Below are 17,623 nucleotides of genomic sequence, written 5' to 3' on the forward strand. Positions count from 1 at the left end.
TATAATGAATCATTCTATCGTAACTAGAATGCTTTAAAGCTATTTAGTGATCATGACATAAAAAAACCTTGAACAAGTCGCTTGATCAAGGTTTTTAGATTTACCACAATTAATTATTTAATTATAGAACCGTACAGAGTTTGTAAAAACTTCATTTAAGCAACTACAACTAATTTTTTAGTAGGTTTTACCGTTGTTTTTAATTCAAACTGATTTGAAGTGTTTTTCTCACCACCAGCTTTTAAGGCTTTTTCACCAGCAAAGAATGATTTATGATCGTCTCCTAAATCAGATCCAGCCATACGCTGATGCTTAACACAAGAAACGCTTTTTCTGATTTCTTGACGTTGTACTCCTTTCACATAGGCTAACATTCCAGATTCACCGAAATAGCCCTCGGTTAAGTCATTCATGTTCAGTGCTGTAGTGTGATAAGTAGGTAACGTGATTAAATGGTGAAATATTCCTGCCTCACGTGCGCTATCCATTTGAAAAGTTCTTATACGTTCATCTGCTATTTTACATAAGGTTGTACCATCGTACAGAGCATTCATCAAGTCTGCAGGATCATAGAGACTCACATCTTGATCGCTTGCTAGCATTTCTTGGTAAGCTTGCTTACGGAAATTAAGTGTCCAGTTAAATGATGGAGAATTATTATATACAAGCTTTGCATTAGGGACTACTTTCTTAATGCGATTAACCATGTGTGCTATTTGTTTTACATCTGGAGTAGGTGTCTCAATCCATAACAAATCAGCACCGTTTTGTAAACTGGTGATACAGTCTAGAACTACTCTATCAATGTTGGAATTTTTCTTGAATCTATAAAGACCATTAGGTAGTCGGATAGGTCTTACTAATTTCCCATTTCTTTTTAACAAAATGTCGTCTTCGCGTACGTCTTCAATGGCAATTTCTTCTGCATCAACAAAAGCTAAATATTGAGAAGCCAGATCTCCAGGCTCTTGTGATACAGGAAGCTTTTGTGTTAATCCAGCACCTTCACTATCCGTACGAGCAACGATAACACCATTATCTACACCTAATTCTAAAAAGGCATAACGAATGGCATTAATTTTTGCAATAAAGTCTTCGTGCGGTACGGTAACTTTACCATCTTGATGGCCACATTGCTTTGCATCGCTTACTTGATTTTCTATCTGGATGGCACAAGCTCCTGCTTGTATCATTTTTTTTGCTAATAAATAAGTAGCCTCTTCATTTCCAAAACCAGCATCAATATCTGCTATTATAGGTACAACATGTGTTTCAAAATTATCTATTTGCGATTGCACATCTTCACCATTTTCAAGACGTCTAAATAGGTCATTTAACTCAATTGCATCTGCCTGTCGTAGAAAGTCATAAATTTCAACAATTAAGTTTGCTACAGCTGTTTTTTCATGCATAGACTGATCAGGTAATGGACCAAACTCAGAACGTAATGCAGCTACCATCCATCCAGAAAGGTAAAGGTATTTTTTGCTCGTAGTACCGTGATGCTTCTTTACAGAAATCATTTTTTGTTGCGCTACAAAACCGTGCCAGCAACCCAAAGATTGTGTGTAATTAGAAGCGTCTGCATCATAAGCAGCCATATCTTCACGCATGATTCCAGCGGTATATTTTGCAATTTCAAGTCCCGTTTTAAAACGATTTTGTGCCATCATGCGCGCAGCATTTTGTGGGTTGATAGCGTTCCAGGTCGTACCATATTTTTCTTTTAGGTCTTTTACCGTTTGTAGTGCTGAATAGTAGTTAGATTGTGTTATAGTTTCCATGATTAGTAATTGATTATTAAGATTATTTATTTTTATAGTTATTTCAAAACCAATATTGATTTAGAAGTTGGTTTTATTAAATGTATTGGTATGCAGGTAAGGTTAAGAACTCTTCAAATTTGTCTTCTTTGATAAGCTGATAAAACAAATCAAATGCTAGCTTAAATTTTGTTTTAGGAATATTTACCTCATCCACCTCAAGTATGATTTTTTCTATTTCTTCATCAAATATGGTATCGAATAATTCATTGTTAAAAATGCGCCCATCTTCAAGCACCGCTTTGTTTTTAAGCCATTGCCATACTTGTGTTCTTGAAATCTCGGCTGTGGCTGCATCTTCCATTAAATCGTATAAAGCAACAGCGCCATAACCACGTAGCCAGGCTTCTAGGTAAAGAATCCCTACGTTAATATTTTTACGCACACCAGCTTCTGTGATGGTACCTTTAGGTAGCTCTATTAAGTCTTTTTCGGTAACTACAAGATTTGTTAGTTTTTTATCAATTTGATTTGGACCAGACATATGCTTGTTAAATTCGCTCATAGCAACATCAACTAAGGCTGGATGCGCCACCCAAGTACCGTCATGTCCATTTTTCACTTCACGTTCCTTATCTAGACGTACCTTTTCTAGTGCAGTTTCATTTGCCATACGATTATTTTTTATGGGAATTTGAGCTGCCATACCACCCATAGCGTGAATTCCACGTTTGTGGCATCGCTGTATAACTAAACGAGAGTAAGCAGCCATAAAAGGAGTCGTCATGGACACCTGATCACGATTAGGAACTATAAAATTAGCATGGTTACTGAATTTTTTGATGTAAGAAAAAATGTAATCCCAGCGACCACAATTAAGACCTACAATATGATCTTTCAATTCGTAGATGATCTCATCCAGTTGAAAGCTTGCCGTTATTGTTTCTACTAGTACTGTTGCTTTAAATGTACCTACAGGAACATCTAGATACTCTTGAGAAAACTTAAATACATCGTTCCACCATCTTGCCTCGAGATAATGTTCTAATTTAGGTAAGTAGAAGTACGGTGCCGTATTCGAATCTAGTAAAACACGAGTATTATGAAACACGTATAATCCAAAGTCAAGTAAACTACCTGAAATAGGTTCCCCATTAATCATAATATGACGTTCCTCTAAATGTAAGCCGCGAGGACGCACTAGTAATACAGCAGTGTTAGCATTAAGTTTATAGTGTTTATTTTTTAATTTGTTAAACAATGAAATGGTGCCAAGATTTGCATCCCTTAAATTTTGCTGGCCTTCCATGATGTTTTTCCAAGTAGGAGCTGTGCTGTCTTCAAAGTCTGCCATAAAGGTTTTTGCTCCAGAATTAAGAGCGTTAATAACCATTTTTCTATCTACAGGACCTGTGATTTCTACACGGCGGTCTTGTAGATCTTGCGGAATTGATCCCGCTACCCAATCACTATCTCTTATGGATGTAGTTTCTTTAGGAAACTCAGGAAAGTTGCCTTGATCAAAAATTACTTGTTGTTCTTGTCTTTTTTCAAGCAATGCAACTCGCGCATCATTAAACTTACCATGCAATGCAAGTAGAAATGTTTTTGCGTCCTCAGTTAAAATGTCTTTGTATTCCTGAGTTACATCTTCAGAATACTCTAATTTTTTTTGAATAATAGTGTTGATTTCCATGATCTTATCTTTTTGTACGAGACAATGATAAAACAAAAAACATTATTAAACAAGCGAACGTTCGCTATTTATGTAAAATAGATATTTGAAATTCATACGCAAATTGTGTTATATTTGATTATTATGGTAGTAGAAGAAGATTATATAAAGCTCATTTTTGGTCTTAAACTCAAGCAAATACGTACGGATAAGGATTTGTCTCTTTTTGGGCTTTCAAAGCTTACTGGCCTTTCTAAATCATATCTCAACGAGATTGAAAAAGGTAAAAAATATCCTAAGCCAGATAAAATTGCCATTTTATCAGAAAAGTTAGAAACTCCTTATGACCAGATCGTATCACTAAAACTGGATAAGAATCTTGCTCCTATAGGTGAGTTGTTGCGCTCTAAAGTTTTTAAAGAAATCCCTCTTGAGCTTTTTGGGATTAAAGAAAGCCAGTTAATTGACATGGTTTCCAACGCGCCTGCAAAAGTGAACGCATTTATAAGTACCATTATTGAGATAGCTCAAAATTACAATTTTAGCAAGGAGAATTTCCATCTTGCTGCGGTACGCTCCTTTCAGCAAGCAAATAATAATTATTTTGAAAATTTGGAAGTTGATGTTCTTGCTTTCGCGAAAGCGTACCAAATCAATTTATCTCTACCGATTAAATCCAAAGAATTAGAAGAAATATTAATTGAAGAATACGGCTATACAATCAACAATCAAGAACTAGACACTCACGATGAGCTGGATAATTTAAGGTCTGTTTTTATACCAAAAAATAAGATATTACTTGTTGCAAATCGCATAGATGACGCACAACGAGCTTTTATTTATGCTAAAGAAATTGCTTATAATTACCTGAAAATTGAAGAGCGGCTTAATACGTTTCCCTGGATTAAGTTTGAAAAATTTGATCAAGTAATAAATAATTTTTACGCTTCTTATTTTGCTGGAGCACTAATTATTTCTAGGAAGAAGATCACCGAACAACTGTCCCAGTTATTTGCAAAGGAGAAGTTTGATAAAGACTTTTTTTTGAATATGATTTCCTCTTATAATGCATCCCCAGAATCTTTTTACCAGCGGCTTACAAATGTACTACCAAAGGATTTTACGATCCAAAATCTATTTTTCTTACGTTTCACACATCGCTTGGGCTCTAAACAGTTTTATCTTAAAAAAGAATTGCACCTCGCGCACCAGCAGTCTCCACGTGCGAATGAGCTCAACGCACATTATTGCCGTAGATGGATTTCTTTAAAGGTATTAAATGTTATAAGTGAAGGTAAAATGGATCATGTCTTTGATTTACAAATCTCTAATTTTACGGATGATGATCAGCAGTATCTGGTTTTATCATCTGCAACTCGAGACCCTTTTAGAAGCAATCACTATCGTAGTATCGCAATAGGTATATTGATAAATCGTCAACTTAAAAATAAAGTTCAATTCTTACAAGACGATGCTATTAAAACGATCGATGTAGGCGTTACTTGTGAGCGATGTGCCATTAAAAATTGTGAAGTAAGACAAGTGCCTGCGCATACTTTAAATAGAGAAATAAAAAACTTAAAAACAGAGTCTGTAGTTAAGGATATAGTAGCCAAGTTTTCCAGCTAAAGCAACAATTGGATATGTAGGTTTATTCAGGTATTGATGAGTTAAAATTTTGAGTGTCGTTATATATCAACATTAAATTAGCTTTTTGATAGTTGGAAACTTTTGATGATTTATTTATTTCGTTACCAATTCATAAAAGAACAATAAAAAAGGCATTTACCATAAGGGTAAATGCCTTTTTAGCGTAAATAAAAGAATGTCTTTATGCTACTTGTTGATCTTCTTCAAAATCGTCTGTAATTCTTTGAGTTTCTTCTACTCTTTCAGGATTTTTAAATCGCTGAAACCTCAACTTTGCTCTGTGTACTAGATATAGTAAAATAGGTACTATGATAAGCGTTAAGAACGTAGCAAATAATAAACCGAAGATTACTGTCCATGCTAGTGGTCCCCAAAAGATCACGTTATCTCCACCCATATAAATCTTAGGGTCAAACTCACTGAATAGGCTAAAGAAGTCAATATTAAACCCTATCGCCAGAGGAATTAATCCTAGAACTGTTGTGATGGCGGTAAGAAGTACTGGTCTTAAACGGGCTTTACCGGCTTGTACAATAGCTGCAAATGAATCTTCCTTACTGATCAAATGCTTGTCATCATCGATACCTAGCTGTTCTCTCCTACGTAGTTTTAATATATCTACATAATCAATAAGAACCACACTATTGTTTACCACAATTCCTGCAAGGGAAATAATTCCCATCATAGTCATCATAATAACAAAAGGCCATCCTGTTACCATTAAACCTAAGAATACACCTATAAAACTTAAGAATATGGATATCATGATTATAGTAGGTTTTGAAATACCTCCAAACTGGAAGATTAAAATAAAGAAAATCAATAATAACCCAACCATTAAAGCGGTCATAAGAAAAGCTTGTTGCTTGTTTTGCTCTTCTAGTTGCCCTGTATAGTCAATTTGTATACCTTCTGGCAACCCTTCAAAGTCTAGCATCTCGTTTTGGATCTGAGCCACTGCAGCTCCTGCATCACTATAACCAGGTTTTAAGGCACTATAAACAGTTACTACTCGCTGATTATCCTTATGCTTAATCGCACTAAAACCAGAAACGTTCTCTTGAGTAGTTACAGCACTTACAGGAATTTCTAATACCTGACCAGATGCCATATCTCTATAAGTAATACGCTGGTTGAACAATGAGCTACGATCGTATCTATTCTCCTCATTGAATCTTACGTAAATGTCATAATCTTCACCATCTTTCTTATAAATACCAGCTTTCTCTCCGAAGATAGATCTACGCAATTGCATTCCTACTTGACTGGCACTTATTCCTAATTCACCTGCTTTCTCCCGATCTACCTTTACCTGTAGTGCAGGCTTACTTTTATTAACGTCTATTTTAAGTTCATCTACGGGAGCAATATTTTTCTCATTGAGAAATTTTACCATACGCTCTGCAGTAACAATTAACTCTTCATAATCATCACCTTGAAGCTCTACGTTAATAGGATAACCGGCTGGTGGACCAGCAGCGTCTTTTTCTACACTTATAGCTATACCAGGAAATTTACCTTGTACAGCCTCCTGAACTTTTTTACGTAAGATCTCACTATCTGCTCCATTACGGTATTTATATTCTCGCATAGAAGCAGTGATTTTACCTTTGTTAGGCATCTCTGCAGAGCTTCCTCCATCAGTTTGAGGATTACCAGCACCTTCACCTACTTGAGACACGGTGCTTTCTACTAGGAAGTTTCTTCCATCTTCCATGTACATGTCTTGATTGATAACATCATAGACGATGTTCTCTATCTCTTTAGTAGTCTGATTTGTTTTATTAATAGAAGTCCCTTGTGGATACTCGATATAAACAATAATCTGGTTGGGTTTGTTTTCTGGGAAAAACTCCACTTTAGTACGACCAGTTCCTACAGACCATCCAAAATATAGTGCTAATACTCCAAAAAACATGATAGCCATTCCAGCTGTAAAGAAGTATGGTTTTTTGCCTCTTAATGCAAATCTTAAAAAACGCTCGTATGCGTTATCTAACCATTTTAAAATCCTGCGTTGAAAATATAGAGTAGCCCCTTTCACTACGTATTTATATAGCCACAATAAAATTACAGTTACTACCATTACAGATCCTATACCTCTAATAGCGCCACCAAAAAGTAAGATAAGAACTCCTATTCCACCCATTACGGCAGTGATAAGTAATAACTTTTTAACAGGAATATTTTTTTCATCGATGCTCATATATTTTGAAACTAGCATAGAGTTAAAGAAAATAGCGACTACAAGTGAACTACCTAAAACTACCGATAGCGTTATCGGGAAGTATTTCATAAATTCTCCCATAACTCCTGGCCATAAACCTATAGGTACGAAAGCCGCAACCGTAGTTAAGGTAGATATGATAATAGGAACAGCTATTTCACCTATCCCTATTTTTGCGGCTTTAATACGAGACATACCTTCTTCATCCATTAAACGATAAACGTTTTCTACTACCACAATACCGTTGTCAACGAGCATTCCTAATCCCATAATCATGGCAAAAAGTATCATCGTGTTTAATGTGTAACCCAAGAAGTTGAGAATGATAAAACTCATTAACATAGACATAGGAATCGCAAATCCTACAAAGAGTGCATTTCTAAATCCTAGGAAAAACATCAATACGGTTACTACGAGTATAACCCCAAATATGATATTGTTTACTAAGTCATCCACTTGATTAAGTGTTCTACTAGAGCCATCGTTTGTAATAGTAACCTCGATGTTATCTGGTATTTTACCACTTTCCTTAGCGTTTGCGATAATTTCTCTGATACTTTCTGAAGCAGTAATCATGTTTTTACCAGATTGCTTCTTTACATCTATCATTACAACAGCGTCACCAGACTCTCTTGCATAGGTGGTTTTATCTTCTTCTTTAAAGTTTACCTCAGCAATATCCTTAAGATATATCGCTCCATTTTCATTTTTTACAACAAATCGGTCTAGCTGGCTAGGTGATGTAATTTCACCTAAAATTCTAATAGTACGACGCTGGTTTTCTGTTTTAATATTTCCAGCACTCATGGTGGCATTACCACCACGTACAGCATTGATAACATTGTCAAAGCTAACTGCTGCAGCGGTCATCTTATAAATGTCTACCGCGATTTCTACCTCAAGTTCTTGAGCACCACGTATACTAGCTTCTTTAATTTCTTGAAGTCCTTCAATTTCATCTTGTAAAAACTCTGCGTACTCCTTGAGTTTGCGTACTGTATAAGCTTCACCTCTCAAGTTGATGTTCATGATAGGCACTTCTTCACTCATTTTAAGATCAAACACATTAGGTTCAATCTTTGCATCGTTAAAGGTAGGCCAGTCTTCGTTTGATGTTTCTACATCTACCTCATCCTTTACTTTTTGTTTTGCTTCTTCAACAGTAATGCTAGAACCTAGTATAGAACCTTCTTCAAACTCTACTGTTATAATAGAGTAATCTTCTTGAGAGGTAGAAACTACCTCTGCTACACCAGAGATGTTTTTTAAACGGTCTTCTAATGGGTCAGTTATAAGGCGTTCTATATCTTCAGCAGTATTTCCAGGATAAACACTAGAGATGTAGATTTTAGTTTCTTTTACTTCAGGAAAATCTTCACGAGGCATCGCAAAATATCCTTGGACTCCTAGAATAAGAACTAGTCCTATTAAGATCCATATTACAGTCGAGTTATTGATCGCCCAAGAGGAAAATCCGAACTCTTTTTCACTTTTTTTACCCATTGTTTAAGCTTTTTTAATTCTGATTTGTTGATCCTCTTTTACACTACGAGCACCTTCTACTATAATATGATCTCCTTTTTCAAGCCCTTCGGTAATTTCAATCATATTGTTACTGGTTTTACCAGTTTGAATCACTCTCCTTTTTGCGATAGCGGTATCAAATGAATCACCAGATTTTAAGTCACTAGCGATCATAACATATTGATCTCCATTTTGATTCTCACTAATTACAGCTAGTGGGACTAAGATGGCTTCCTTATTAGAATAATCATTAATTTTAAGTCGGGCTGTAAGGTTAGGTTTAATTTTACCTTCTTTGTTTTCAACTGGAATTTCTACTCTAAAAGATCTATTTGAAGGATTGATATAAGAGCTAGTCTGCCTTATAGTACTTTCTACCGTGTTACCTAGAACAGGAAATTCTACTTTCACATCAGTTCCCTCATTTACTGAAGAAATGTACGTTTCTGGCACCTCAACCTCTATATACATATTATTAAGGTTTACAATTCTTAAGATTTGCGTCATTCCAGGACTTACAGTATTACCTTGTTCAGTAATAACGTCATCTATAACACCAGAAAATGGTGCGGTGATAATAGTTTTGGCTAGTTGCTGCTGCATCGATTTAATCGCGTTTTCTTGAGCCTCATAATTAGCCTTAGCTTGTAAATATTGAATTTCTGAGCCTATTTTTTGATTCCATAAACGTTCTTGACGCTCAAATGTAGTTTTAGCAAGCTGAGCTTGGACTTTCATTTGCTCAATGCTTTGAGACATACCGCCGTCATCGATCTTTGCAAGTCGCTGCCCTTTTGATACTCTTTGACCTTCTTTAACATATACGTTTGTTAATATACCAGCCGTTTCTGGCATCAAGGTTATGTTTTGCTTAGTATCTACGCTACCTTGAAGTTCGATAAAATGATTAAATAAGGTATCTTGAATAGTAGTTATACTTACAAGAGCTCCGTCCTTTTTAACGCTATTCTTATCTAAGTAATTTTCAATAGACTTGATTTGATTTTCTAATTCCTTTTTTTGATTAAGTAACTCTGTTTTCTTTTGAGCTATCACCTGGGCATCGCCAGCAGTAATTAGTTCATCAATAGTAGGCTCTTTGTCACCACATGAGGTGAGTATAAAAAGACTTATAAATAGTATGCTTAATTTTTTCATGATATAAAATTCAGTGGTGGGATTACTTTTGATTGATAAATTCTGGAGTGTTGAGAATAGTTTCTAGGTTTGCTTTTTCACTTATTACTTGAAACATACTTTGTAGGTAACTAGATTGTGTACTGTAAAGTTGAGTTTGTGCCTGTCTTAGATCAAAGCTGGTAGCAATACCTTCTTTAAATTTGATGTTATTTTTATTCTCTATACGTTCTGCTAGAGTAAGGTTTTCTTTATTAGTAGTGTAATTATCTATTGCAATTTGATAGTTGTTTAATGCCGTTTGATAATTGAGCTGGATTTCTTGCGTGGTGCGATCTAAGTCTGTTTTAGCTTGATCCCAAGCTATCTTTGCGCGATCAGTACGAGCCTGTCTTCCTAAGGAACTAAAAATAGGAATGGATAAACTTACTCCTGCCACACTCTGGCCGAACCATTGATTATCTGAATCAAAAAAGACAAAATCTTCACCAAACGATTGTATTCCATAATTCAAAAATCCTGATAGAGTAGGTAATGCTTTTGCACGTTCTAATTTGTATTCTAGTCTACGTTGCTCTGTGAAGTTACTAGCAATCTGAAAATCTGTATTGTTCTCAATATTTAAAGTACTTTGATTTAAACTAGGATCCATATTTTGAATAGCTAGAGCAGCTAGATCTTCTTCTAGAAAGATCTCTTGATCTAAATTGATTCCTAAAGCAAGTTTTAACATATCAAGAGCAATATCTTCTTGTCTCTTTGCACTGTTTAATTGATTTTCTAGTTGCGCTTTAGTGATTCTAAGCTGTTCTACATCCTCTTCTTCGGCAAGACCGTTTTCATAAATCTTAGTGGTTTCTTCTAGATTTTTATTTAATGTAGTTAGGTTGCGTTCTACGATAGAAATGTTCTCTTGTGTAAGAAGTACGCCACCGTAAGCATTGATGATTCCTTTTCTTACCTCAAGTTTAGCCTTGTTATTTGCGTTTTCAGAAAAATCAAGAAAAGTTTCTGAAGCTTCTAGTGCGACAATGTAGGAGCCGTCAAAAATTAGCTGGCTTAATGTCGCGTTAAGATTTGCCGTCTGTCGTGGAGCACCAGGGATGGCTGTAAAACTTCCTGGAGCGGCATTTTCATCAAAAAACACACCTGGCAATACAATCACAGGCGTTTTCACGTTGTAGTTGTAATCAATACCAGCATTAATCTGCGGTAATCCAGTAGATGTGGTTTCCCATTTCTGTTTCAATGCTTTTGCGATGTCTCTTTTGGCATTGATGGCTTGGTAATTATTCTCGAGTCCATAGTTAATGGCTTCTTCTAGCGTAAAGCTGTAGGAATCTTGAGTAGAGGTTTGTTGTGAGTGCGCTTTCGCGAAAGCGAGAACACTAAAAACCCATACATATAAAAATTTATAGTTCATTTAATCGTGGTTTGAATTGGTGATTTTGTTTAAAATTTTACGTCCTTGAGGAGTTACAATTCCTCTTATATGGTAGTCTAAGTATTTGTCGTACAGTTCATTTACTGGGTATTTACTAGCAGGAAATATATTCAAGTTTTTAATGCCTTGCATACCTATGAAATACATACGAGCGATAAAATCTGCATCAATATTATCGCGGTAATAACCTTCTTCTATACCTCTATTTACATTTTTCTTGATGCAATTCTCCATGTGTGTATATTGCATGTCTGTTATTTTCTTATGCGTCTCAGGATAATATTTTTGCAATTGATAGATAGGTGATGCGTCGTCACTTTTAAGTTGTTGCATCACAAACTTCTTTACCGTGTAAAGTTCTTCAATAGCGTTTTCATTTTTAGCATCTACTATTTCATCAACACCATTACAAACATGGTTGCACAATTCTACTGAAGAAACATCTACTAGCTGATTTTTATTTTTAAAATGATTGTACAAGGTTTTCTTGCTCATTCCTAGCTTAGTAGCAATCTCATCCATCGTCACACTCTTAAATCCAAGGGTTAAAAAAAGATCTAACGACGTTTTTATTATATGTTCTTTTATACAGGTCATAGTTTTATTAAGGGCGCAAAGATAAGACTAGGAAACTTTAGAAACTTGTAAAGTTTCCTAAGTTTTACAATTATTTAACAAGACAATTTAGAATTCCTACAAAAGACAAGCTTGCAACTGTTATTTTTACCACATGAATACATTGAATTCCCTAAGAACTATATTTCTAGAAGAGCTTAAATCAAAAATTACAGCTACAGAGCCAGCTGGATTGTATGATCCAGTCCATTACATACTTGATTTAGGCGGTAAACGTCTACGACCTTTACTAACTCTAATGAGTGCCGAAATGTATGGAGCAACCATTAAGGATGCTATGAATGCAGCTATAGCGGTTGAAGTTTTTCATAATTTTACCTTATTACATGATGATATCATGGATGCTGCAAATTTGCGCCGCGGTCAGGAAACTGTTCATGTAAAGTGGGACATAAACACAGGAATTCTATCTGGCGATGCCATGCTTATAATGGCTTACCGTCTTTTTGAAGATTATGATAAAGATAAATTCTTTTATCTCAACAAGGTCTTTTCAAGAACGGCACTTGAGGTGTGTGAAGGCCAGCAACATGATGTAGATTTTGAAACAAGAGATGATGTAAGTATTGCAGAATATCTAAATATGATTAAGCTTAAAACATCTGTTCTAGTGGGATGTGCATTACAAATGGGTGCTATTATCGCCGGTGCAGACCAGAAAGAGCAGGAACTTATCTATGATTATGGTATTAACCTAGGACTTGCATTTCAATTAATGGATGATTACCTAGATGCCTTTGGTAATCCAGAAACTTTTGGGAAAGAAGTAGGTGGAGATATAAGAGAAAATAAAAAAACGTACTTGTATTTAAAAAGCATAGAAAATGAAGACTGTGCTGTCGAGTTAAAGGAATGGTTTGCGCTTGATTATAATGATATGACTGATGAGCAAATTGATGAAAAGAAAGAAACGGTAAAAGTCTTTTTTGAGCAAAGTGGCGGAGCGCAAGCGACACTAGATGCTATTGAGTCTTACACGCAAAAAGCCTTGAAAAATATTGAAGAGTTATCTATTGCTCCTGAAAGTAAAATGCAACTAACTGATTTTTCATTACAATTAATGGGACGTAACAGTTAGGTGCAAACCTTAACAGCCAGTTATAACTAAGGAATAAGCGCTTTTAAATCATCAAGTGTATTTGCCTCTTCCATAGGTTTATCTTTTCTCCAGCGTACAATACGTGGAAAACGTGTAGCAACACCAGATTTATGACGTTTGCTAGGCGCAATTCCTTCAAAAGCAATTTCAAAAACATGGTGAGGTGTTACAGATCGAACTGGTCCAAAACGCTCTAATGTATTTTTTTTAATCCACGCATCGACTTTACGAAATTCGGCATCTGTGAGTCCAGAATAAGCTTTTGCAAAAGTTACTAGCTCTCCATCCTGCCATAAACCAAAAGTATAATCTGTAAAAAGATTTGCTCTTCTTCCATGACCACGCATCGCATAAGTAAGAACTGCGTCTACTGAAAAAGGATCGGTTTTCCATTTCCACCAGTCGCCTTTTTTGCGACCTACAAGGTAAGGACTGTCCTTACGTTTAATCATTAATCCTTCAGATCGTTTTTCTCTTGCCAGGTCTCGTTCCTTAGACATGTCCTGCCATGAATTAAAACTCATGGTTTCTGATAGAAGTAAAGGTGTTTTTTCTTCTTGAGATAACCTTTCTTCCTTTTTATTTAAGTCCAGTACAAGTTGATCTAGGATGGCTCTGCGTTTCTCAAATGGCTGATCTCTTAAATCTTCTCCTTTCCATTCTAGCAAATCATACGCGACTATTACGACAGGAACATCCTTAAGCAGTTTTTTACCGACAGTTTTGCGACCTATTCTGGTTTGAAGGTCGTTAAAGTTCATAATTAATCCGTCTTTGAACGGCAAGATCTCACCATCGATAACAGTCCCATCTGGGATTACATCTATAAACTTTTGAAACTCTGGATATTTGTCTGTAACCAGTTCTTCACCTCTAGACCATACAAACAATTCACCACTACGTATTATGGTTTGTGATCTTATTCCATCCCATTTATGTTCTGCACTCCATTGAGATACATCTCCTAATTCGTTTACCTCTCCTTCAATAGCATAAGCCAGATAAAAAGGGTAAGGTTTACCACGCATTGCCACCTCATTATCTTCATAAACTAATTCTTGAAAAGTTGTATTTTCACCAGTCCAGCTACCCATCAATTTGTGGGCAAGAATATCTTTATCTATTCCTGTTGCATTTGCTAATGCTCTGGTCATTAATTTTTGAGAAACTCCTATTCTAAAACCACCTGTAAGAATCTTATTAAATACAAACCGCTCGTAATAATTTAATTGCAACCAGTTAGTTTGTAAGTAATCTCGTTTATCAGATTCATCTTTTGATCTTAATTCAATTATTTCTTTAATAATTTGAGAAAGACTTTTGTCACTGGATTCATTTGAAGTAGGTAAAATTAAAGCTATAGTTTCTGCCAGATCACCTACGATATGGTAGCTTTCCTCAAATAGCCACATAGGCACGCCACTTATTTGTGTAGCCCATTCTCGCATGAGTGTTGTATTAACAGGTCTTTTAGGTCTTCTGTGAGAAAGAATAGCTATAGTCCACAACTTATCGTCATCGCTAGCCACTTTAAAGTAAGAAGTTAAAGCTGCGACTTTAAGATTAGTCTTGTTAGTTCCGTCTATCGTTCTTATGAGCTCTGCAAACTGTTTCATGGCGCTACACTTGAATTTGAAATAGTTTCTGTTACTGCTTTGTCATTTTTTAAAGACTCCTCAGACTCTTTCTCTTCAAGGTTTTCTCCTTCATATTGTGTTTTTTCACTGATAGCATTAAGACCTTTTTCTTCTCTTAAAAATCGAGCAAAAATTTCTTGATAACCGTGAGTAGTTATCACGTTTTCACAGCCAGTTGCGTCTATACTTTGTAAGAGTCCATCCCAGTCACAATGATCTGAAAGAACAAAACCTTTATCAATAGCTCTTCTACGTCGCGCACCTCTAAAGGTCATCCAGCCACTCGCACTTGCCGTTACATAAGGTACCATTTTACGCATCCACGCACTTCCATGAGCACTAGGTGGCGCAATGACTATATTACCTGTAATTTCTTCTTTAGTAGTTTCTCTCGTGATGAGATGAAAAGGAGGAAAGTCTATTTGATCTTTTAACACTTCTGTCATTTTAAAAACTGCTCCATGACAATAGATTTTCATTTGAGAAGTGTCTAAATGCTTTATGATGCGCTGTGCTTTACCTAGTGAGTAGGCAAAAAGTATAGAAGTCTTTTTTTCTTGATGGTTTTGGGCACACCACAAATTGATATCTTCCATTACTTTGCTTTGTGCTCTCCATTTAAATGCTGGTAAACCAAAGGTGCACTCAGTAATAAAAGTGTCACAGGTAATAGGTTCATATACCGTAGAAATACCATCGTCTTCTGTTTTATAATCACCAGTAAAAACCCAGACTTCACCTTTATGTTCTACACGTATTTGAGAAGAGCCAGGAATATGCCCTGCAGGATGAAATGAGAATTTTACATTATTAATGGAAAAAGTTTCATCATATTTAACACCGCTTACATTTATATCTCCTAACCGGTGACTTATTATAGGCACGTTGTCTTCATGGGTGATATATTTTTTATGACCCCATCTAGAGTGGTCTGCATGACCATGGGTGATCAATGCCTTATTAACAGGTTGCCATGGATCTAGATAAATTCCTGCTGGTTTACAGTAAATACCTTTTTTAGTAAATTGTAGTAGTGCGTCACTCATGTCCTAAAATTAATGGACAGGTAATTAAAACTCTCTTAGATTAAGAGAAGTTTACCATAATTCACATCAGGAAATGGTTATCAGTCGCTAGATAAACTGTCTTCTTTTTTTGCTTCGCGATCTGCCTTTAAAATGTCTAAAAGAGCTTTATTAGGGCGATTAAATTCATTGATTTTCCAGTTCATTTGCAATACTAACTCATCTAGTGCTTGTATAATATCGTTGTACTTTCTCTCTATTTCGGTCGGTTCTTTAATGCGGTAACTTAAGTACGACTTGTAAATGTGCAATCTAGTCTTTAGGACTACTATTCTTGATATTATGGGTTGATCATTAAAGTCGTCAACTGGGTTTTCCAGCATGTCGTTTAAATGTTCAATAAGCTTTAAGGTTGATGCTGTAGAATGGTCGTAGTTTTCTATGCCGGTAAGCAAATTTTGAAAAGAATTCCACTCTAGCGCTTTTTTTTGTGCTTCACCTATGAGTGTCATGTTAGTCGATTTTAAACCCAAAGTTGTGAAATCTAACTGGTCTTGACTAGATTCTTCAACCGGAGCTGGTTTACAGGCTATAAGAAGTAAAAAAAATAGAAGTGTAACGCGCATAATATCCTAACGATGAAATGCAAATATGATTATAATTAATGCAATAAAAAAGCTGCTTTATAATGATTTAAAACTAGTAAGGTTTTATAGATCTTGTAGTTATATAAGGTGTTTTTTGAGATTCCGCTTTCGCGAAAGCGAGATAATTATTAAAACTGTAATAAACTGATAGCTGTGGTTACATGGTGTTATTATATTTGCTGTAAATTATTAAAAATGCCAACAAAGATATTAGTGATAGGTGCTTGCGGCCAGATAGGGACAGAGCTTACTATGAGATTAAGACAAATTTATGGTGGAAATCATGTAGTGGCCAGTGATATACGTGATGGTAATGAGGAGATTATGGCCTCGGGACCATTTGAAAAACTAGACGCAATGAACAAAAGCCAGATCGAGGACATTTGTTTGCACTATGAAATTGATGAAGTATATCTTATGGCGGCGATGCTTAGTGCTACTGGAGAAAAGTTTCCTAAGAAGGCCTGGAGTCTTAATATGGATTCTCTAATGCACGTATTAGATATTGCAAAAGAAGGTAAAATTAGCAAGGTGTTTTGGCCGTCTAGTATTGCAGTTTTTGGACCTACTACTCCTAGGGATCAGACTCCTCAACATACTATTATGGAACCTACTACCGTTTATGGTATTAGTAAACAAACTGGAGAAAGATGGTGTGAGTATTATCATCAAAAATATGGTGTAGACGTACGATCTATACGCTATCCAGGACTTATTTCATGGAAAACTTTACCTGGTGGAGGAACGACAGATTATGCAGTAGATATCTTTCATAAAGCTATAGAAGATGGTCACTATACATGCTTTCTAAATGAAGATACCTCGTTGCCTATGATGTATATGGAAGATGCTGTGAGGGCAACAACTGAGATTATGAGAGCGCCAGAAAGAGAAATTAAACAACGTTCTTCTTATAATCTTTCTGGTATGAGCTTTACTCCACAAGAAATAGCTGCAGAAATACAAAAACATCTACCAGATTTTACCATTAATTATGAGCCGGACTTCAGACAGAAAATTGCCGATAGCTGGCCTAGTTCTATAGACGATAGTCGAGCGCGAGAGGACTGGAGCTGGAAGAATGAATATGAAATAGGTAATATGGTTACTGAGATGTTAAGTCACCTTAAATAATGAGCTATTGCTATAATAGCTATTC

12 protein-coding genes are annotated in these 17,623 nt (G+C 35.7%); 3 read left to right on the forward strand and 9 right to left on the reverse strand.

Going from position 1 to position 17,623, the window contains the following annotated elements; translation table 11 throughout:
• Positions 1 to 155: 155 nt before the first annotated feature.
• On the reverse strand, positions 156 to 1,784 hold the full coding sequence (locus A9Q93_RS04775) for an isocitrate lyase (protein ID WP_303686240.1): 1,629 nt from the start codon (positions 1,782 to 1,784) through the stop codon (positions 156 to 158).
• A 76-nt stretch (positions 1,785 to 1,860) separates the two neighbouring features.
• Positions 1,861 to 3,459, reverse strand: a complete 1,599-nt coding sequence (gene aceB, locus A9Q93_RS04780) for a malate synthase A (protein ID WP_303686241.1) — start codon at positions 3,457 to 3,459, stop codon at positions 1,861 to 1,863.
• Between the two features lie 123 nt (positions 3,460 to 3,582).
• Between aceB and A9Q93_RS04785 the strand changes: the two genes are divergently transcribed.
• Positions 3,583 to 5,067, forward strand: coding sequence for a helix-turn-helix domain-containing protein (locus tag A9Q93_RS04785; RefSeq protein ID WP_303686242.1), 1,485 nt, complete (start codon positions 3,583 to 3,585; stop codon positions 5,065 to 5,067).
• A gap of 202 nt (positions 5,068 to 5,269) precedes the next feature.
• Here A9Q93_RS04785 and A9Q93_RS04790 read toward each other — a convergent pair whose 3' ends face one another.
• Genes A9Q93_RS04790 through A9Q93_RS04805 form a run of 4 tightly spaced genes read right to left on the reverse strand, consistent with a single transcriptional unit; the run spans position 5,270 to position 12,017 of the window.
• Complete coding sequence (locus A9Q93_RS04790) at positions 5,270 to 8,818, reverse strand: efflux RND transporter permease subunit (RefSeq protein ID WP_303686243.1); 3,549 nt, start codon at positions 8,816 to 8,818, stop codon at positions 5,270 to 5,272.
• 3 nt (positions 8,819 to 8,821) lie between these two features.
• Complete coding sequence (locus A9Q93_RS04795; RefSeq protein ID WP_303686244.1) at positions 8,822 to 9,997, reverse strand: efflux RND transporter periplasmic adaptor subunit; 1,176 nt, start codon at positions 9,995 to 9,997, stop codon at positions 8,822 to 8,824.
• A 22-nt stretch (positions 9,998 to 10,019) separates the two neighbouring features.
• Positions 10,020 to 11,399: a TolC family protein gene (locus tag A9Q93_RS04800; RefSeq protein ID WP_303686245.1), complete on the reverse strand. Its 1,380-nt coding sequence runs from the start codon at positions 11,397 to 11,399 to the stop codon at positions 10,020 to 10,022.
• Positions 11,400 to 12,017, reverse strand: coding sequence for a TetR/AcrR family transcriptional regulator (locus A9Q93_RS04805; protein ID WP_303686246.1), 618 nt, complete (start codon positions 12,015 to 12,017; stop codon positions 11,400 to 11,402).
• A gap of 133 nt (positions 12,018 to 12,150) precedes the next feature.
• Here A9Q93_RS04805 and A9Q93_RS04810 point away from each other — a divergent pair, with 133 nt between their 5' ends.
• Positions 12,151 to 13,134: a polyprenyl synthetase family protein gene (locus tag A9Q93_RS04810; RefSeq protein WP_303686247.1), complete on the forward strand. Its 984-nt coding sequence runs from the start codon at positions 12,151 to 12,153 to the stop codon at positions 13,132 to 13,134.
• A gap of 26 nt (positions 13,135 to 13,160) precedes the next feature.
• Here A9Q93_RS04810 and A9Q93_RS04815 read toward each other — a convergent pair whose 3' ends face one another.
• The 3 genes from A9Q93_RS04815 to A9Q93_RS04825 form a co-directional block, all read right to left on the reverse strand.
• Entirely contained in the window at positions 13,161 to 14,771 is a 1,611-nt protein-coding gene (locus A9Q93_RS04815) for an ATP-dependent DNA ligase (protein WP_303686248.1), read from the reverse strand.
• Positions 14,768 to 15,838: a ligase-associated DNA damage response exonuclease gene (locus A9Q93_RS04820; protein ID WP_303686249.1), complete on the reverse strand. Its 1,071-nt coding sequence runs from the start codon at positions 15,836 to 15,838 to the stop codon at positions 14,768 to 14,770. The genes A9Q93_RS04815 and A9Q93_RS04820 overlap by 4 nt, the downstream gene beginning before the upstream one ends.
• Positions 15,839 to 15,918: 80 nt before the next feature.
• Positions 15,919 to 16,443 (reverse strand): hypothetical protein, encoded by a 525-nt coding sequence (locus A9Q93_RS04825; protein ID WP_303686250.1) that lies wholly within the window; start codon positions 16,441 to 16,443, stop codon positions 15,919 to 15,921.
• Positions 16,444 to 16,659: 216 nt separating this feature from the next.
• Between A9Q93_RS04825 and A9Q93_RS04830 the strand changes: the two genes are divergently transcribed.
• Positions 16,660 to 17,598 carry an NAD-dependent epimerase/dehydratase family protein gene (locus A9Q93_RS04830; RefSeq protein WP_303686251.1) on the forward strand — a complete coding sequence of 313 codons (939 nt, stop codon included), beginning with the start codon at positions 16,660 to 16,662 and terminating at the stop codon, positions 17,596 to 17,598.
• The last annotated feature ends 25 nt before the right edge of the window (positions 17,599 to 17,623 follow it).

This window comes from Nonlabens dokdonensis, assembly GCF_002162835.1.
Classification (GTDB): Bacteria; Bacteroidota; Bacteroidia; order Flavobacteriales; family Flavobacteriaceae; genus Nonlabens; species Nonlabens dokdonensis_B.